We start from the raw sequence: 1,038 nt of genomic DNA, 5'->3' as shown, positions 1-1,038 counted from the left end.
CCGCAATCCATCAACGAGATGGCGCCCACCACCCCCATCGAAGAACTCCTGACCACCATCTACACCGAAGTCCTCGGCCTCGACCGCATCAGCATCGACGACTCCTTCTTCGACCTCGGCGGCGACAGCATCCTGTCGATGCAGGTGGTCGCCCGCGCCCGCGCCGCGGGGCTGGCCTGCCGTGCCCGCGACATCTTCGTCGAGCAGACCGTGGCCCGCCTGGCCCGCATCCCCGGGATCACCGAGGCCCGCGAACAACTCGTCGACGAAGGCATCGGGCCGATCACGCCTACCCCGATCATGCACTGGCTGTTCGACATTGACGGCCCGATCGATGAGTTCAACCAAACCATGGCGCTCCAGGTCCCGACCGGGGCCACCCACGCCGACCTGCTCGCCATCCTGCAGGCGCTGCTCGACCACCACCCCATGCTCAGACTGCGTGCCGACACCAACGCCCGGTCGTTGACCGTTGCCGACCCCGGCGCGGTCGGTGCCGGTGAGTGCCTACACACCGTCGAGGCGCTCACCGATCAGGTGCTGGCCCAGGCCCTGTCTCGGCTAAATCCCGCCGCCGGGGTGATGGTGAGTGCGTTGTGGGTGAGCACCACCGGCCAGTTGGTGTTGATCGTTCACCATCTGGTCGTGGATGCCGGTGTGGAAGGCCGCGGGGACGTCGGAGAGCAACACCCGGGTGGTCTCGGTGTCCAGGGTGGCGGTGAGGTGCCCGGCGCTGGCGTAGGTGTCGCCGGGCTGTGGCGGGGGCAGCGCGGCCGCGGTCGCCGCGACGTGGTTCCAGGTGTCGGCCTGTGCGATGACCGCCGCGGTGTGGGCGTGCTCGTCCAGAAACGCGGCCCAGCGCTGAAACGAGGTCCCGCCGGGGGGCAGGGCGATCGGCTGGCCGTGGTGGTGCTGGGTCCACGCGATGTTGACGTCTTCCAACAGGATCCGCCACGACACCGCATCCACGACCAGATGGTGAACGATCAACACCAACTGGCCGGTGGTGCTCACCCACAACGCACTCACCATCACCCC

1 protein-coding gene and 1 pseudogene are annotated in these 1,038 nt (G+C 68.1%); one reads left to right on the top strand and one right to left on the bottom strand.

Features of this window, described 5'->3' with window-relative positions; all coding sequences use genetic code 11:
- Positions 1-9: 9 nt before the first annotated feature.
- Positions 10-669: pseudogene (locus A5701_RS29245) on the top strand (phosphopantetheine-binding protein); the annotation flags it as partial.
- Here the strand turns inward: A5701_RS29245 and A5701_RS29240 are convergent.
- Entirely contained in the window at positions 562-1,032 is a 471-nt protein-coding gene (locus tag A5701_RS29240) for a condensation domain-containing protein (RefSeq protein ID WP_156669882.1), read from the bottom strand. The pseudogene A5701_RS29245 and the gene A5701_RS29240 overlap by 108 nt on opposite strands.
- Between the last annotated feature and the right edge of the window lie 6 nt (positions 1,033-1,038).

Source organism: Mycobacterium sp. E3305, assembly GCF_001666785.1.
Taxonomy (GTDB): Bacteria; Actinomycetota; Actinomycetes; order Mycobacteriales; family Mycobacteriaceae; genus Mycobacterium.
This window is presented reverse-complemented; position numbering and strand designations above follow the sequence as displayed.